This window comes from Nocardiopsis oceanisediminis (genome assembly GCF_048595525.1).
Lineage (GTDB): Bacteria > Actinomycetota > Actinomycetes > Streptosporangiales > Streptosporangiaceae > Nocardiopsis_A > Nocardiopsis_A oceanisediminis.
This window is the reverse complement of the sequence record NZ_JAFMZJ010000002.1, coordinates 124241-138616: the sequence shown is the minus strand read 5'-3', so window position 1 is coordinate 138616 and position 14376 is coordinate 124241. Positions and strand designations below refer to the sequence as shown.

Genomic DNA, 14376 nt, shown 5'->3' with positions numbered 1-14376 from the left:
ACGCTACCGCCCACCGAGCTCGGCCAGAGCGGTTTCGAGAGCCTCGGCCACTTTTCGGGTGTAGCGGTCGGCGGCGGCGGTGTCCTCGGCCGGCACGCCGATGCGCAGGGAGTGCGCTGCGAGCCGGTCCGCGGTGGCCGTCGGCGTGCGCGGCGGCGGGTGCCGGTAGGAGGTGAGGGGGGAGCGGGGCGCAGTGAAGGCGGGGTAGGTGTGCAGGGGCCGCATCGAGTCGCAGTCGGTCACCTCGGTGCAGCCGGCGCCGCGCAGTCGGGCGAGGAGGTCCTCGCGGGTGAATCCGGCCTGGTCGGGGTCGACGGTGAAGACGAACGCGTACAGCGTGGAGGTGTGGGGGCCGCCGGGCGCCCTGCTTTGCGCAGCTCGTTTCCGTGCATCCGCAGCACGTGGGCGTGCAGCTCGGGTTCGTCGAGCTGTTCGGCCAGCACCAGGGCGCGCCCGGTCCAGCGGGCGGCCGCATGGAGCTGCTCTTCGGCCAGGAGGTGGCCCAGGCAGACCCCGAGCGCGGTGCGGGGGCGGGCCAGCAGGCCCACCACCGGGGCGTCCACCCGGCCTTCGGCCAGCAGGGCCTCCAGCCGGGCGGTGAGCGGCCACAGCTCCTCCGCGGCCTCGGTGGCGCGGCCGGAGCGGCGGGCGATGTCGGCCAGGCGGACGGTGGAGTCGCCGAACTGCAGCGCGGCGGCGTGGTCGGCCTCGTCTGCGGTGAGAGTGTGGTTTGGGAGAGAAATGCCGCTTTCGGTCACAGGAGAGGTGAGGTAGTTCCTACAGGAGGTTCTTGTGCCGCCCTCCCGAGACGAGTGCGCGCTGCTGCGGTTACGATGCGGGCACCCTAGGTAGAAAGGCCCCCGTGAAGCTGAAGATGCTCGGCAGCACCTCCCAGGGCGGCGGCTGCCCCACCCTGTATGAGACCGAGACCGGTGACATCGTCGTCCAGGGCGATAGGCTCACCGACCCCGAAGCGCTCGCCCAGATCAAGGACGTCCTTGACGGCGAGGAGTTCGTGGTCGTCCCCCGCGAGCTGCTCACCCGCTTCGCCCCCAAGGAGTAGCCGGTGGACCTGATCCCCCCGGGCCCCGACTTCGATGAGCTGTTCCGCTCCTACCGCTTCACCGCCTGGCGGCTGGAGACCCGCACCTCCTACGGCGTCGCCGAGGAGGACGGCCCCTACCAGGAGTGGCTGGCTGGCCGCGACCCCGGGATCGCCTGGTTCCGGCCGTGGCTGGAGATGGTTCGCGACCAGACCGGCGCGGGCAAGCGGATGGAGCGGGTGCGGCTCATCGATGACCCGCCCAGCGACTACCTGCGCTGGGAGCTGTGGGGCACGCCCTACAACATCGCGGCCGGCGAAGACATCCGCTACCTTGACCGCGGTCACCCCGTCGTCGCTGAGCTGCCCGAGGGCGACTTCTGGCTGTTCGACGGCGCGGTCCGGGCCGACCTGCACTTCGACGACGATGACCGCTTCCTCGGCGTGGTCCTCACCGAGGAGCCCGAGGCCGTGCTGGAGGCGGTGCGGGCGCGTGATGCCGCCTGGCACCACGCGCTGACCTTCACCGGGTACACGGCCTCCCGCATCTGACCCCTGCCCATCGATGAGTGATTTCCAGACGGCCCGGCATGCCCTGGGGGCGCGCCTGCGCGAGGTGCGCACCGGGGCCGGGCTGTCCGGCCGCGCCCTGGCCGGGGCCCTGGGGTGGGCGCCGTCGAAGGTCTCCAAGCTGGAGCACGGCAAGCAGAGCGCGACCGCGGAGGACCTGAGGGCGTGGGCGACGGCGTGCGGGGCGCCGGCAGCGGCCGAGGAGCTGCTCGCCCAGCGCCGCGAGGCGGAGACCCACTACACGAGCTGGAGAAGGCAGTTGGCCGCCGGCACCATGGCGCGGCAGCGTTCCTTCGGCGACATCGAGCAGGCCTCTTCTCACATCCGGGTGTTCGAGGCGGCCTGTGTGCCGGGGCTGCTGCAGACGCCCGATTACGCCCGGCACATGCTGGGCCGCACCGTCGCCCTTCAGGGCACGCCCGATGATGTGGAGGCCGGGGTGCAGGCGCGGATGCGGCGCCAGCAGATCCTGTACGAGCCGGGGCGGCGGATCGAGGTCCTGATGTGGGAGCCGGCGCTGCGGCTGCTGATCTGCCCAGTGGAGGTGATGGCCGGCCAGCTCGACCGGGTCGCGGGGATGGTGGGCATGGCCGGGGTGGACATCGCGGTCGTGCCCACCGGTGTGCGGGTGCCGGTGGTTCCGAGCCACGGGTTCTGGCTGTTCGACGGTGAGCTGGTGCTGGTGGAGACCATCGGGGCGGAGCTGCGGCTGGTCGATTCCGAGGCGATCGCACCGTACCGGCGGACCTGGGATGAGCTGTGGGGGGTGGCCGAGCGGGGAACCGGTGCGCACCGGCTGCTGGCGCGGCTGCGCCGCGAGCTCCTGCGAGAAAAGCCGTGAAATCCACTCCCCTGCAGGAGAAATTTCGAGAAATCTTCGGGACGGCGGGAAAGCCGCCCGGGTAGTTTCCCGGCCATGGAACGCCCCCGCCGCTACCCGCCCGTCCTGCCGCAGGAGTGCCTGGCCTGGCCTGTTGCGGCCGACGGAGAGCGGCCGCACGGGGCGCTGCCATGCGCCCGGCCCGTCGGCCACGGCGGGCGCCATGAGTCGGCGAGCGGCGATTCCTGGCCTGCGGAGTCTGCCGAGAGCAGCGAACGACCCGCCGCCCCCTCGGGGCCGGCCCCTTTCTAGAAGAACGGCGAGCAGAACCCGGACACGCAAGGGAGATCTGTGTGACCGTCACCGAACTGCCCACCCCCTGCCGAGAACACCCCCCGCTGCGGATGGTGTGGTTGGACCTGACCAGGAAGTGCCAGCTGGAGTGCGCCCACTGCTACAACGCCTCCGGCCCTGGCGGCACCCACGGCACCATGGAGCGCCAGGACTGGTTCGGCGTCGTGGACCAGGCCGCCCGCGCCGGTGCCGGACACCTCCAGCTGATCGGGGGCGAGCCCACCCTGCACCCCCACGCCCCCGACATCGCCGAACACGCCCTGGAGGCGGGGCTGGGCGTGGAGGTCTTCAGCAACCTCGTCCACCTCTCCCCTCGGTGGTGGGAGCTCCTCCGGCGCGAGGGCATGTCGCTGGCCACCTCCTACTACTCCGCCGACCCCGCCCGCCACAACGCCGTCACCGCCCGGCCGAGCCACCGCCGCACCAGGGCCAACATCGCCAAGGCCGTGGCCCTGGGCGTCCCGCTGCGCGTCGGGATCATCGCGGTCGGCCCCGGCGAAGGCGTCGAGGCGGCCGTGGAGGACCTCGAATCGCTCGGCGCCACCGACGTCGGAACCGACCGGGTGCGCCCGTTCGGGAGGGGCGGGCGGGAGCGGCCCCCTGATGTGTCCGGGCTGTGCGGGAACTGCGGGAGCGGCACCGCCTGTGTCGGCCCCACCGGTGAGGTGTCCCCCTGCGCCATGTCCTCCTGGATGGGCGTGGGCAACGTCGCCGATGAGGAGCTGTCGGCTATCCTGTCCGGCCCCGCGATGGCCCGGGCCGTCTCGAAGATCCGGGCAGGCAAGAAACAAGACGGCGACCAGCCGCCGCCGCAGAACCCGTGCGAGCCCGACCGGTGGTGCAAGCCCGGCACCCCCAACAGCGGATGCGCCCCCAGGAGGTAGCAGTGCAGATCCCCTTCCCGCGCCTGATCGCCCCTTTCACCGGGGCGATCCAGTGCACCCGGCCCGCCGGCGGCGGTGCCGGCGGCGCCGTCACCGCGCTGGTGGAGGCCGAGAAGGGGGCCTTCTTCGTCAAGGGCGTGCCCAACCGGCCCGGCGGCCTGCTGGACTCGGTAGCCCGGGAAGGCCTCATCAACCCCTCGTTGGGCGGCCTCGCCCCCGCGCTGCTGTGGCGGGCCGAGAACGAGCACTGGGTCGTCCTGGGCTTCGAGGCGGTGCAAGGACGGCGGGCCGACTTCTGCCCGGGATCGCCCGACCTGGCCGGGGTGGCGGAGGCGGTGGAGCGGATCGGCGCTGTGGAGCCCCCGGCGGTGGCGCGCGGATGGGGCGAGACACGGTGGGACCGCTTCACCGACGAGGCGGCCCTGCTGGGCGGGGACCGGCTGGTCTACACCGACGTCCAGCCCGACAACCTGCTCATCACCACCGGGGGGCGGGTACGAGTGGTCGACTGGGAGTGGCCCACCGTGGGGGCCGGGTTCATCACGCCGGCCTGCCTGGCGGTGCAGCTGATCGCCGCCGGGCACACCCCGGCCTCAGCCGAAGACGCGGTGGCGGGCTGCCGGACATGGAGGAAGGCCCAGGCGGAGGCAGTGGACGCCTTCGCAGCGGCCAACGACCGGCTGCACCGGTGGATGGCCGAGGCCCGCCCCGAGGAGCGGTGGCTGAAGGCGATGGCCGAAGCCGCCCACCGATGGGCCCACTACCGGGGGCTGAAGCCCTGACCGGTCCGCGGCCGCCACGGCAGGGACTATCTTGAAGCCGTGACGAATGGTGGGGTGACAGACGAGGCGGTAGCAGAGGTGCTCGGCGTCGTGTGGGTCGTCCAGGTTGGCTCCGAGGGCCGGTGGCTCGCTGCGTCAGAGGAGTACTCGCACCGGGGCGACGCGGTTGATCGCCTCGCTTGGTTCCGGCTGCATGCACCGGGATCAGTGTCGTACCGACTCATTCGCAAGACGACAGCCGTAGTGACCGACGTCGAGGACGCGTGCATCTAGCTTCCACGGTCGCGTTGGCGGCTGAAATCGGCGCTGAAGAGCACATCGTGGCTGCCCTGGCCGCCATCGACCAGGCTCCCGGGCTGCGGATCGTCCGCGCCGCGCGCCGATGGTCTGCGCCCCAGTAAGCGCGGCCCGGGGGTGGCTGTTGAACGCCACCGTCGAGACGTTCTACACCGCCTTCTTGGGCTCTGAGTGGCCCGATTCGGCCTCACGGTGCTCCCCGCGAGCAGGGTCGGGATGGTCTACGGTCATGAGGAGGGCCGCCGCCACACCAGGTCTGCGGGTGTGGAGGCGGCCCTCCGCGTCGTTTATCGCTGGTGTTTAGAAGCGGTCTGCCTTCGCGTCCAAGAGGAAGGCCGCCCACTCCTGCCCGCCGAACTCCAAGTGTCCAAGGCTTCTGTTCTGCGTGTCCCTGACCTGCGCGGAGCCGACCGACGCTCGACACTCGACGCAGTTGCTATTGCCGCCAGTGCTGTAGCTGGACTTGTGCCACTCAGTTTTCGGCATCTTCGTACTCCTTCAGTTTCTTTCGCAGATACCCCAGCGTGGCATCTGGACTCAGCGCACTAGCCTGCAGCCTGCCGAACCGGCAGCTTGTGTCCGAGCCGGTGCAGGCCGGAGAAGCCGGTGCACGCCACCGCCGAGGTGACCGGGACAGAGGGGGCCTCCGGAGCCTGCGGCGGAGAGGCCGCGCGGGGTGCCCCGCCGACGGCGGCGCCGCTCCATCGGGCGCTGGCGGCTGGCCTGATCCGGTCTCGCGGTGTTCACCGCGAACGGGGCCGGGATGGTCTACGGTCGTGAGACAGGCCGCCGCCACACCAGGTGTGCGGGTGTGGAGGCGGCCCTTCTCAGTCTTCTACGCCTTCTCTGAAAAGGCGCTGGCCTTCACGCTCCGAAGAAAAAGAGACCATTCACTAGAGGAGAACTCCAGGTATCCTAGGTGGCGATTTTGAGTGTCCCTCACCTGCGCGAACATGCTAGATGAGCGACATTCGACACAGTTGCTGTTGCCGCCGTCGCTGTAGCTGGACTTCGTCCAGTCTGATGCCATCATCCTTTGTACTCTTCCATGATTTTCTTGATGTAGTCCTGTGACGGGACGGCGGGGAGCGCCGCTCCTCTCAGGTCGCTGAACGCCCCTGCGTATTTAACTACGGTCTCACTGTCATCTTCTCGTGATCCCGACTTGAGTGTCTCGGTGTAGACCACAGGCCCTTGATCGGGTGTATCGATGATCAGGAACGAGCCGTCGAGCCCAGGGTGACCGCTCGTCCCGAAGGGGATGACCTGGATCGACACGTTCGGTCGCTCCGCGAGCTCCAGCAGGTGCTTCATCTGGTGGGCCATGGTCTCATGCCCTCCGGCGGTGTGTCGCAAGGCGGCTTCATCGAGCACGAGTACGTAGAGAACAGGGTTGTCTGCACGGAGCAGTATCTCCTGCCGGGCGAGTCTGGCTTCCACCGCCTCCTGGACTGCCGCCGCAGAAGCCGTCGGTCGACCACTCTGGATGATCGCGCGGGCGTACTCAGGAGTCTGTGTCAGGCCGGGGCACAGCCCGAGCTGGAACTCCTTGAGACATGAAGCTCCTCGTTCCAGCTTCGCTATGTCCTGGAAGTAGGTGCTCAGCCCGTTAGGCGTGAACAGGGAGTCCCACAGAGACGCCAGGGCTCCTTTAGTGTTCAGGGCAGCCTCTATGAGTAGAACTTTGTCGCGTTTGACCCTCTTCTCGCCACGCTCGATAGCCCCAACGAACGTCTGAGACAGGTTGGCTTGGGTCGCAAGCTGTCTCTGAGTAAGGCCCGCTAGGTTCCGCCTCCTGAACAACTCGTTGCCGAAACGCTTCCTGGCTACTTCGGGCTTGAGCACCATGTGAGCACTATCTAGTACGACGGGGCCCCTGTAAACCCCCGATCGCCTTACTTGGTTCCTTTTCGGAGGCATCCGTGGACAGCCGCGTAACGACGGCGCCATTGTCAGAGCACAAGAAACCCCCGCGGCTTCGCCGGGCCCGGGGGTGTGGACTCCACCTACCCCAAGCAGGTGAAGACGCATGGATTCTACCGGTACCCCCTGCCCTGCGGACAGGGCCTCCGACACCCCTGACGCCGAGCCCGCCGGGCTGTTCACCGCCCGCCGCGCCCTGCAGCTGGACTTCCCCGGGTGGGCGATCGGCCAGGACCCGCTCGCCCCGGCGAGCACCCGCCTGGTCGCCGTCCGCAAGACCCCGCTGAGCCCGGCGGAGAAGCGCCTGGGCTTCCGGGGCCGCATCACCGCCGGCGACCTGGACGAGCTGGAGGCGCGCCTGCGCACCGAGCAGGCCGCCCAGGACCGGCACCACCGCCTCCACACCACCGCAAACGACGGGGGTGCGGCATGATCCGCCGCTTCTGGCCACAGGCGCCGCCCCTGTCCGACCCGGGGCTGCGCCAGGCCTTCGAGCAGAGCCGGGCCGAGGCCGAGCGGCTGGGCTACCGGCTGGTGCGCGGCCGCGACGCGCTGTCCCACACCCCGGTGTACCGGCTCTTCGATGCCGAGTACGCGCAGGTCAAGGAGAGCGCCTACCTCGGCGAGGTCCAGGCCTTCCTGGGGCGCCTGGACCAGGAGGCGGCGGTGGCGCCGTGACCCGCCCCGCCCCGGGGCCGTACTGCCGCCGCATCGAGCAGCAGCAGGCCGCCCTGCTCCGGGGCTCGGCTCCGCCGCCGGCCGCCCAGGACCTGGCCGACCTCGCCGCGTTGGTCCGCACCGGGATCGACCGGGGGGCGCTGCCCTCCCGGCAGGTCCCCCGGCCGCCCGGCCGGTGAGACCGCCGCCCGCCCCGACACCGCCTCCCCTTGCGAGGCGGGCGGCCGCGCGGCCCGCTCTGTACCCGCCGGTGGAGCGGGCCGCCCCTGTCACCCGCCCGCCCCCGGCAGAAGCCGACCCGCCCCCAGGGGCGGGCGGGCACCACCCCGCCGCTACACCGCCAGGAGCCCCCCGTGCCCGCAGGACCCCCGCCGGACCCGCCGCACTACGAGATCGCGCGCTACCTCTGCGAGCAGCTGGAGGGCCGCGGCGCCGCCTGCCGACTGCTGCACCAGGGCGGGCGCGGCGCGGTGATCCTCCTGGGCGGCCCGCCCGACACCGGCGGGCCCCCGCCACTGGTGCTCACCCCCGACCCGCCGCGCCACGCCTGGTTCTGCGACCGGCGCGGCCGAAAGCACCGGGTCGATCTGGCCGCCGAGGACGCGGTGGTGGAGATCCTCGGCCACCACCGCGCCCCCTGACCGCTGACCGCGCAGCCCGACGACGACGGAGAACCCCCGTGAACACCACCGGCTGGCGCTTGGGCACCCGCCTCGAAGACGCCCCCGACGGCAAGTCGCGCCACACCGTGCACACCGCGACCCGCCCCCACCCCCACGCCCCCGGCCACCGCCAGGAGGCGCGCGCCGACACCCGGGCCGAGCTGTCGGAGGCGCTGGAGGTGCACCGGCTGCTGGACATCATCCGGGCCTGGTGGCCGGGCTGGGTGGTGCTCGCCGACGCCGCCTCCTACGGGAGGCCGAGGTGGGTGTACGCGATGCCGCCCACCGGCCACGGCGCCATGCGGCGCCGCACCACCCCCGACGAACTGATCTCCGACCTTCCCCTTCCCGCCGGCCGTGGAGTTTCGATGGTCTTCACCTCCCTGTCCGACGCAGGCTTCCAGGAGCTGCTGGGCGGGTGCGCCGGCGGCCTGCGGCTGGAGTCCCGCCAGCACTACCAGCCCCCGGCCGAAGAGCAGGCCTACCGGGCCTGGCTGCGCGAGCAGGACCCCGCAGGCGACCCGGTGCTGTGCGAGGCACTGGAGTCCTGGGCCGACCTCGCCAAGGACAAGAGCTTCCGGCGGCTGCGCATCATCGAGCACCCGATCACCCTCTACACCGCCTTCCAGCTCACCGCCGTCCTTCCCCGGCTGGCGGGGGCCGGCGAGGAGGTCCGGATCCTGGAGGGCCCGGCGCCGGGGCTGGACGCCGACGTATGGGTGCTGCACCGCGAGGGCGGGGACCGGGCCGTGGAGCTGGTGCACGATGCGGCCGGGCGGTTCCGCTTCGGCCGCGTCCTGCACGCACCCGCCGCGGTCGCCGCCCACGCCGAGCGCCTCGAAGCCGCGTTCGCAAAGGCCGCCCCCTTCAGCGCCGGCCGCCGGAGACCGGCGGCCTGAGGCCGGCCGGGTCCGGCTCGCGGGGAGCCGGACCCGGCCCTGCGGGCCCCGACTGATCTGCGACCCCGGCGGCGGCGATGGGCGCCGCCGGGGGGCCGCGCGGGGGCCCGCCCCCGTGCTCCGGCCGGACCGTCCACGCCACCGGCCGGAGCACCCCCGGGGAGGAGCCGACGCTCCTGCCCGGGGCCCTGGATCTGACCGGCCAGAACAAGGAAGGCAGCCGTGCACCCGCTCGCCACCGCCGCCCTGTGCTTCGGGGGCGCCTACCTCGCCGCCGGCCTCGGCCTCGCGGCCCGCAGCCTGCTCCCCGGCGCCCTGCGCCGGGACCGGCGCATCGACCCCGACCTGGCGTGCAGCCCGCAGTGCCGGCGGGCCATGGCGCACGCCCGGTACACGGCCCGGACCCCGGCCGCCGAGCGGGCGGAGAAGGCGCCGCTGGCCGTCGTGTTCTGGCCCGTCGAGGCCGCCTACCGGTGGGCGGTGCACTGCCCCTGCCACACAGCGGCCCGGGGCACCGCCCACCGGACCGTCCCCCGGGGGAGGAGCCGGCGCTCCTGCCCGGGACCGTGACCGGGGCCGCCCGCCTCCCCTCCGCTCCCGGGCGGGCGGCCCCTCCTCCAACCCCGACCTCGCGAAGGAGACACCGATGCAGTGGCTGCTGGGCGCCCTGGCCCTCTACCTCGCCGCCGGCCTCATCTCCCTGGCCCGCACCCCCGACCCCGCCCTGCTGGACCCGGACGACACCTGCTCCCCGGCCTGCCGGGCCGAGGTGGTGCAGCTCAAAACGGCCGCCGCTCAGTTCCCCCGGCTGTTTCACACCCTCGGGACAGCGCTGGCAGTGGCCCTGTGGCTGCCGGACGCCGTGGCGGGCCTCTCCCTCTGCCGCTGCCAGCAGACCGTGGCCCGGCGCGCCCGCCGCCGCGCCCGCTCCCAGACGAAGGGCTCCGCCTGAAGCGCACCGCTCCGGCCTCCCTCCCGGCCCTGCGCCGGCAACCACCCGCCTGAAAAGCAGAAAGCAGGACAACGATGCCCCCCACTGGCCTTGAGCCCGCCGCCATCGGATGGAGCCGACGCGCCCTCACCCTGGACCGGGCCGGCACGGCGCTGCACCTCCCGCCCGCCCCGGAGGCCGCCCCCGCCGCGGACGTGCTCGCCCGCGCCGTACTGCGCGAGTACACGGTCGCCGACCCCGACAGCGCGGCCGGGGAGTGGCTGCTCCTGCTCGGCGGCCACCTGATCACCGCGATCGACACGGCCCTGGCCTCCCCGTTCCCCCAGCTGGTGCGGCCGCTGGCGGGGGTGGCCCATGGATGAGCACCCCGCCCCGGAGGGCGTCGTGGCCGACCGCCTCACCGCCACCGCCAACACCCTGCCACCGCTCGAGCGGACAGTGTTCTCGCTGCTGGGGCTGCACCCCGCCCCCGCCCGGATCGGCGCGGAGGAAGCCGCCGCGCTGTCCGGCCTGGACCCCGGGGAGGCCGCCGGCGCACTGGGAGTACTGGCACAGGCTCACCTGCTCGCCCCCGCCGAGGGCGGGGTGTGGCGGATGCACGACGCCGTGGCCGCCGTCGCCGACCGCGCCGCCCGCGCCCTGGGAACCGGGGCCGCCCGCGCGGCCACCGCCCGGCTCGTTCACCACGCGGTGGCCGCCGCGACCGCGGCCGACGCCGCCGCCAACCCCGCCCGGTCCTGGCGGCTGTGCACCCCGGAATCCGAGGTGCCCGAACCGCTCCCGGTCACCACGACGGCCGAGGCGCTGGACTGGTTCGAGGCCCGCGAGCCGCTGCTGCACGGTCTCCTCCAGCTGGCCCACGAGGCCGGGATGCACAAAGAGGTGTGCGCGCTGGCCGAAGCACTACGCACCTGGATCCACGCCCGCCGCCCGCTGCGGGTGTGGCTGCGGGCCTGTGAGCTGGGCGCCGCCTCGGCCCAGCTCCTGGGCGCCCCCGGGCCCCGGGCCGCGATGGCGCTGCTGGACCACTCCCGGCTCATGTCCCAGCTGCGCTACAGCGAAGCCGCCCAGGCCGCCCGCACCGCGCTCGGCCACGCCGAACAGGCCGGGAACCCGCTGGCCGAAGGGTCGGCGTGGCAGAGCCTCGGCTCGGCCAACCGCAAGCTGGGCAACCTCCGGGCGGCGGTGTGCTGCTGCGAGCGGGCCGTCGAACTCTACGAGCAGGCCGGCCACGCCCGGGGTGCGGCCGTGCAGCGCCGGTTCCTCGGCATGGCATTGGTGGCCGACGGCCGCCCCGCCGAGGCCCTGGCCGCCTACAGCCGGGCGCTGGAGGTGCTGGAGCAGGCCGGCGACACCGTCCAGGCCGCCCACGCCCTCATCGCCTCGGCCGAAGTGCTCACCGACCTGGACCGCCCCGAGGAGGCCGCCGCCGCAGCCGCCCGCGCCCTGGAAACCGCCCTGCAGGCCGGGCACGGCCCCCAGGCCGTGCGGGCGCACCGGGTGCTGGCCCGCGCCGCCCAGGTCCGCGGCGACCTCGAGGCGGCCCGGACCCACCTGCACACCGCCCTGGAACAGGCCCGCTGGACCACCCCCCACCAGGTCGGCGACCTGGTCAACCGCCTGGACCGCCTCGATCGGCACGGCTGAACACCGCCCCCCCTTTTTTCAACACGGAGAACAGGAACCCGGATGCGCGACCCCCTCGACATCCCTGACATCGACCTCGCCGCACTGGCCCGCCTCCGCAAGGCCGGGCTGCCGACCGAGGAGATCGCGAAACGGCTGTCCACCACACCCGGCAGCGCGGAGCTGGCCGCCGCACTGCTGCCCGCACCGCCCCCGCCGCCTCCGGTCCCGGCCGCGGTTCCGGTGCCGCCCGGCGGGCGGCTGCTTCCCGCCCCCGGCGGCGGACGGGTCCCGGTCCAGCCCGCGTCCCGCGCACAGGAGGCCCAATGAGCAACAGCCCCCTGATCCTGCCCCCGACGATGTCCACCGAGGACGTCGGGGCGTTCTACAGCGTGACCGCCCGGACGGTGTGCGATTGGGGCGACCGCGGACTGCTGCCCGACCCCCTCCGCATCAGCCAGAAGGCCCGGGTCTACCGCACCACCGACATCTGGTCCCACTGGCAGCGGCTCAACCCGGGCACCCCGCACCCGGGGTGCGCCTTGCGGTCCCGCCACATCATCGGCGTCACCCACCGCGTTCATTTCCGGATCATCTGCCGCATCGCGGACGCGGGGTACCTGCCCACCGCCGTGCTGCCCAACGGCGACGTGCGCATCCCTGAAACCGCCCTGCCCCGCCTCCGCGACCGGCTGGCCCAGCTGTACCGCGACGACCGGCTCGACGCCTTCGCCGACCAGATCGGCGTCCGCGTCGAGATGGCCTACTACCTGCTCGTCAGGTTCGGCGCCGCCGAGGTGACCGGAGGACGGCGGTGAACGGCGGCAGGAACCACATCTCCGGGAACACCAACGGGCCGGTCGTTCAGGCCGGACAGGTCACCGGCGGCCTCACCATCACCACCGCGCCCAGCACGCCGCCGGCCCCGCCGGTGCCCCGCGAGCTGCCCCCGCCCACCGCGCGGTTCACCAACCGCGCCCGAGAGCTGGCCCGGTTGGAGAAGCTGGTGGAGGGCGGCGCGCGCCTGATCATCGCCGCCGGGTTCGGCGGTTCGGGCAAGACCTCGGCGGTGGTGGAGTTCGCCCACCGGGCCGCCCCGCATTACCCCGACGGGCAGGTCTTCCTCCACCTCGGCGGCTCCCAACCGGCGCCGGCCTCCGAGGTCCTCGGGGCCGCGCTGCGCTCCCTGGGCGTCCACGGGAGCGCCCTGCCCCCCACAGAGGCGGGGCGGGTGGGGATGTGGCGCACCCTCACCCACACCCGCCGCCTGCTGATCGTGGCCGATGATGCCGCGACCGCCCAGCAGGTCCGCCCGCTCATCCCCGCCGGCACCGGGTGCCTGCTGCTGGCCACCTCCCGCACCCGGCTGTCCGGGCTCCTTCCCGACGGCGCGGTGTGGGTGCCCGTCGACCCGCTCGGCCAGGACGGCGCCGCCGAACTCCTGGCCCGGCTGCTCCCCGAGGACCAGGTCGCCGGGCGCGACCTGGACGCGCTGGCCGGACTGTGCGCCGGCATGCCGCTCGCGGTGGCGGCGGTGGCCGGGCTCCTGGCCCTGGACCCGGACTGCCCCACCGACCAGGCGCTGGAGGCCCTCACCGGCCGCCGCGCCCACCACATATCTGTTCTCTCCCCTTCTGAGGAGGACTCCGCCATGTACGCCGGCCTGGACGCCGCCCACACCGCCCTCCCCACCGAACCCCGCCGCCTCTATGCGCTGCTCGGCGCCCTCCCCGGCCCCCGCATCACCGCAGAACTGGCCGCCGCCCTCCTCAGCTCGGAGGAGGTGGAAGCGCGTGCGGCGCTGCGCGCCCTGAGCGAGGCCAACCTGCTCACCCCCGCCGGCAACGGGGCGTGGGAGATCCACGACGTGGTCCGCGACCACGCCGCCGGAATCCTGGAAACCCTCCCCGAGGAGGCCGCGACCGCGCACAAGGCCGTGCGCGGCCACTACCGGTACGCGGCGCTGCGCGCCGATGCCACCCTCAACCCGCGCCGCTGGCGCTTGGAAGACCCCCAGGGCGCCGAGCCCCTGCCGGACCAGCGCACCGCCCTGGACTGGTGGGCGGCCGAGGGGGCGGCCGTGGACGCCGTCATCCGCCGCGCCCACGAGGCCGGCGAGCACGGGGATGTCGTCCGCCTCGTCGACTCCTGCAAATCGCGGTTCGCGGGGCTGCGCCCGCATGCGGCGTGGGAGGAGGCCACCGACCTCGGCGTGTCCTCGGCGCGCGCTTCCGGCGACCGGTACGCCGAAGCCGTGATGCTGCTGTTGCGGGCCCAGCGCCACATGTGCTTCGGCCGGTTCGAGGCCGCGGAGTCCACCGGCCGCGAGGCCCTGGCGCTGGGGCGCGGCCTCGGCGACGCCCAGGTCATGGGCTCGTCTTGTGAGGTGCTCGCCCAGGCCACCACCACCCGGGACCGGCCCGCCGAGGCGCTGCCCATCGCCGAGGAGGCCATCGCCCACCACGAACGGGTCGGCTCTCCCCGCGGGCTGGCCATCCAGTGGCGCTTCTACGCCCAGATCCTGGACCGGCTGGGCGAACACGGCCGCGCGCACTCCTACTTCACCGAGGCCCTGGCCGTGTTCCGCGAGCAGGACGACGCCTACCAGGCGGTGCAGACCCTCACCCGGAGGGTTCCCGCCCTGATCGCCCTCGGGCACCTGGAGGAGGCCGCCGCCGGCGCGGCCGAGGCCCTGGCCGCCGCCCGGCGGACCGGGCAGCAGGTCCAGATCGGCAACGCCTTGGCCGCGTTGGCCGACATCGCCGCCGCCCGCGGCCACGGCCAGGAGGAGCGCCGCCTGCTCGAAGAGGCCCACCAGGTCCTGGCCCCGATAGGGGTCCCCGAGGCCGGCCGCGTCGCCGCCCGCCTTGAGCACAGCCGCCCCTGA

At 73.3% G+C, this 14376-nt stretch carries 22 protein-coding genes; 17 read left to right on the top strand and 5 right to left on the bottom strand.

What is annotated here, in order from left to right:
- Positions 1-3: 3 nt before the first annotated feature.
- Complete coding sequence (locus tag J0910_RS30650) at positions 4-243, bottom strand: hypothetical protein (RefSeq protein ID WP_420162255.1); 240 nt, start codon at positions 241-243, stop codon at positions 4-6.
- The gene (locus tag J0910_RS30645) at positions 240-758 is read right to left on the bottom strand and encodes a hypothetical protein (protein ID WP_420162254.1); all 519 of its coding nucleotides are present in this window, start codon (positions 756-758) and stop codon (positions 240-242) included. The genes J0910_RS30650 and J0910_RS30645 overlap by 4 nt, the downstream gene beginning before the upstream one ends.
- A 104-nt stretch (positions 759-862) precedes the next feature.
- Here J0910_RS30645 and J0910_RS30640 point away from each other — a divergent pair, with 104 nt between their 5' ends.
- The 5 genes from J0910_RS30640 (at position 863) to J0910_RS30620 (ending at position 4452) form a co-directional block, all read left to right on the top strand.
- Positions 863-1063 carry a hypothetical protein gene (locus tag J0910_RS30640; RefSeq protein ID WP_420162253.1) on the top strand — a complete coding sequence of 67 codons (201 nt, stop codon included), beginning with the start codon at positions 863-865 and terminating at the stop codon, positions 1061-1063.
- Positions 1064-1066: 3 nt separating this feature from the next.
- Positions 1067-1594 carry a DUF6879 family protein gene (locus tag J0910_RS30635; RefSeq protein ID WP_420162252.1) on the top strand — a complete coding sequence of 176 codons (528 nt, stop codon included), beginning with the start codon at positions 1067-1069 and terminating at the stop codon, positions 1592-1594.
- 13 nt (positions 1595-1607) lie between these two features.
- On the top strand, positions 1608-2453 hold the full coding sequence (locus J0910_RS30630; protein ID WP_420162251.1) for a helix-turn-helix domain-containing protein: 846 nt from the start codon (positions 1608-1610) through the stop codon (positions 2451-2453).
- Positions 2454-2785: 332 nt separating this feature from the next.
- Complete coding sequence (locus J0910_RS30625; protein ID WP_420162250.1) at positions 2786-3670, top strand: radical SAM/SPASM domain-containing protein; 885 nt, start codon at positions 2786-2788, stop codon at positions 3668-3670.
- Positions 3671-3672: 2 nt separating this feature from the next.
- Positions 3673-4452, top strand: coding sequence for a protein kinase (locus J0910_RS30620; RefSeq protein ID WP_420162249.1), 780 nt, complete (start codon positions 3673-3675; stop codon positions 4450-4452).
- 597 nt (positions 4453-5049) lie between these two features.
- Here J0910_RS30620 and J0910_RS30615 read toward each other — a convergent pair.
- From J0910_RS30615 to J0910_RS30605, 3 genes are all read right to left on the bottom strand, one after another.
- Entirely contained in the window at positions 5050-5235 is a 186-nt protein-coding gene (locus J0910_RS30615; protein WP_420162248.1) for a DUF397 domain-containing protein, read from the bottom strand.
- A gap of 349 nt (positions 5236-5584) precedes the next feature.
- Complete coding sequence (locus J0910_RS30610; protein WP_420162370.1) at positions 5585-5779, bottom strand: DUF397 domain-containing protein; 195 nt, start codon at positions 5777-5779, stop codon at positions 5585-5587.
- Positions 5779-6597: a helix-turn-helix domain-containing protein gene (locus J0910_RS30605; protein WP_420162247.1), complete on the bottom strand. Its 819-nt coding sequence runs from the start codon at positions 6595-6597 to the stop codon at positions 5779-5781. The genes J0910_RS30610 and J0910_RS30605 overlap by 1 nt, the downstream gene beginning before the upstream one ends.
- Before the next feature lie 181 nt (positions 6598-6778).
- Here J0910_RS30605 and J0910_RS30600 point away from each other — a divergent pair, with 181 nt between their 5' ends.
- From J0910_RS30600 to J0910_RS30545, 12 genes are all read left to right on the top strand, one after another.
- Positions 6779-7105, top strand: a complete 327-nt coding sequence (locus J0910_RS30600; protein ID WP_420162246.1) for a hypothetical protein — start codon at positions 6779-6781, stop codon at positions 7103-7105.
- Entirely contained in the window at positions 7102-7350 is a 249-nt protein-coding gene (locus J0910_RS30595) for a hypothetical protein (RefSeq protein ID WP_420162245.1), read from the top strand. Before J0910_RS30600 ends, J0910_RS30595 begins: the two co-directional genes overlap by 4 nt.
- The gene (locus J0910_RS30590) at positions 7347-7529 is read left to right on the top strand and encodes a hypothetical protein (RefSeq protein ID WP_420162244.1); all 183 of its coding nucleotides are present in this window, start codon (positions 7347-7349) and stop codon (positions 7527-7529) included. Before J0910_RS30595 ends, J0910_RS30590 begins: the two co-directional genes overlap by 4 nt.
- Positions 7530-7703: 174 nt before the next feature.
- Entirely contained in the window at positions 7704-7991 is a 288-nt protein-coding gene (locus J0910_RS30585) for a hypothetical protein (protein ID WP_420162243.1), read from the top strand.
- 38 nt (positions 7992-8029) lie between these two features.
- Positions 8030-8911: a DUF6879 family protein gene (locus J0910_RS30580; RefSeq protein ID WP_420162242.1), complete on the top strand. Its 882-nt coding sequence runs from the start codon at positions 8030-8032 to the stop codon at positions 8909-8911.
- Between the two features lie 222 nt (positions 8912-9133).
- On the top strand, positions 9134-9481 hold the full coding sequence (locus J0910_RS30575) for a hypothetical protein (RefSeq protein ID WP_420162241.1): 348 nt from the start codon (positions 9134-9136) through the stop codon (positions 9479-9481).
- A gap of 76 nt (positions 9482-9557) precedes the next feature.
- On the top strand, positions 9558-9863 hold the full coding sequence (locus tag J0910_RS30570; protein WP_420162240.1) for a hypothetical protein: 306 nt from the start codon (positions 9558-9560) through the stop codon (positions 9861-9863).
- 74 nt (positions 9864-9937) lie between these two features.
- Positions 9938-10225, top strand: coding sequence for a hypothetical protein (locus tag J0910_RS30565; protein ID WP_420162239.1), 288 nt, complete (start codon positions 9938-9940; stop codon positions 10223-10225).
- Positions 10218-11510, top strand: a complete 1293-nt coding sequence (locus J0910_RS30560; RefSeq protein ID WP_420162238.1) for a tetratricopeptide repeat protein — start codon at positions 10218-10220, stop codon at positions 11508-11510. Before J0910_RS30565 ends, J0910_RS30560 begins: the two co-directional genes overlap by 8 nt.
- A gap of 42 nt (positions 11511-11552) precedes the next feature.
- Positions 11553-11819, top strand: coding sequence for a hypothetical protein (locus tag J0910_RS30555; protein WP_420162237.1), 267 nt, complete (start codon positions 11553-11555; stop codon positions 11817-11819).
- On the top strand, positions 11816-12307 hold the full coding sequence (locus tag J0910_RS30550) for a hypothetical protein (protein WP_420162236.1): 492 nt from the start codon (positions 11816-11818) through the stop codon (positions 12305-12307). Before J0910_RS30555 ends, J0910_RS30550 begins: the two co-directional genes overlap by 4 nt.
- A complete protein-coding gene (locus J0910_RS30545; protein WP_420162235.1) occupies positions 12304-14376 on the top strand; it encodes a hypothetical protein in 2073 nt (690 codons plus the stop codon). Before J0910_RS30550 ends, J0910_RS30545 begins: the two co-directional genes overlap by 4 nt.

Excerpts from the sequence above, each read along its gene's own strand:
- J0910_RS30630 (WP_420162251.1), top strand. The coding sequence starts at position 1,608 with ATGAGTGATTTCCAGACGGCCCGGCATGCCCTGGGGGCGCGCCTGCGC.
- J0910_RS30615 (WP_420162248.1), bottom strand. The coding sequence starts at position 5,235 with ATGCCGAAAACTGAGTGGCACAAGTCCAGCTACAGCACTGGCGGCAAT.
- J0910_RS30610 (WP_420162370.1), bottom strand. The coding sequence starts at position 5,779 with ATGGCATCAGACTGGACGAAGTCCAGCTACAGCGACGGCGGCAACAGC.
- J0910_RS30605 (WP_420162247.1), bottom strand. The coding sequence starts at position 6,597 with ATGGTGCTCAAGCCCGAAGTAGCCAGGAAGCGTTTCGGCAACGAGTTG.
- J0910_RS30600 (WP_420162246.1), top strand. The coding sequence starts at position 6,779 with ATGGATTCTACCGGTACCCCCTGCCCTGCGGACAGGGCCTCCGACACC.
- J0910_RS30595 (WP_420162245.1), top strand. The coding sequence starts at position 7,102 with ATGATCCGCCGCTTCTGGCCACAGGCGCCGCCCCTGTCCGACCCGGGG.
- J0910_RS30570 (WP_420162240.1), top strand. The coding sequence starts at position 9,558 with ATGCAGTGGCTGCTGGGCGCCCTGGCCCTCTACCTCGCCGCCGGCCTC.
- J0910_RS30565 (WP_420162239.1), top strand. The coding sequence starts at position 9,938 with ATGCCCCCCACTGGCCTTGAGCCCGCCGCCATCGGATGGAGCCGACGC.
- J0910_RS30560 (WP_420162238.1), top strand. The coding sequence starts at position 10,218 with ATGGATGAGCACCCCGCCCCGGAGGGCGTCGTGGCCGACCGCCTCACC.
- J0910_RS30555 (WP_420162237.1), top strand. The coding sequence starts at position 11,553 with ATGCGCGACCCCCTCGACATCCCTGACATCGACCTCGCCGCACTGGCC.
- J0910_RS30550 (WP_420162236.1), top strand. The coding sequence starts at position 11,816 with ATGAGCAACAGCCCCCTGATCCTGCCCCCGACGATGTCCACCGAGGAC.